Consider the following 469-nt stretch of genomic DNA (forward strand, 5'->3'; position numbering starts at 1 on the left):
CTAGAAGACATCATCCGCCGCGGCCAGGACCGGCTGCGGCGCGCTCTTCCGGGCGGCGGCGGCGCGAGCCCGGCTATCTTCGCGCTGATCGCGGCTGCACTTGTGGTGCTGTGGGCGTTCAAGGCGGTTTACACCGTGCAGCCCGATGAGGTCGCGGTCGAACTGCGCTTCGGCAAGCCGAAGACCGAACTGTCGCAGCCTGGCCTGCATTTCCATTGGTGGCCGCTCGAAACCGTCGAGACGGCCAAGATTTCCGAGCAGCTCGTCGATATCGGCGGTGGCGGCGCGACAAGTGGCAATACGTCCGGGCTGATGCTTACCGGCGACCAGAACATCGTCAACGTCCAGTTCTCCGTGGCCTATCAGGTCTCCGACCCGCGCGCGTATCTGTTCGATGTGTCCGATCCCGACGGCATGCTGCGGCAGGTTGCCGAAAGCGCCATGCGTGAAGCCGTCGGCCGCCGGCCGG

1 protein-coding gene is annotated in these 469 nt (G+C 65.9%); it reads left to right on the top strand.

Going from position 1 to position 469, the window contains the following annotated elements:
• Positions 1 to 469 (top strand): SPFH domain-containing protein (locus EN879_RS38475; RefSeq protein ID WP_245493970.1); only part of this gene is annotated, 469 nt, incomplete at both ends.

The sequence above is a fragment of the Mesorhizobium sp. M7A.F.Ca.AU.002.02.1.1 genome (assembly GCF_003998535.1).
Lineage (GTDB): Bacteria > Pseudomonadota > Alphaproteobacteria > Rhizobiales > Rhizobiaceae > Mesorhizobium > Mesorhizobium ciceri.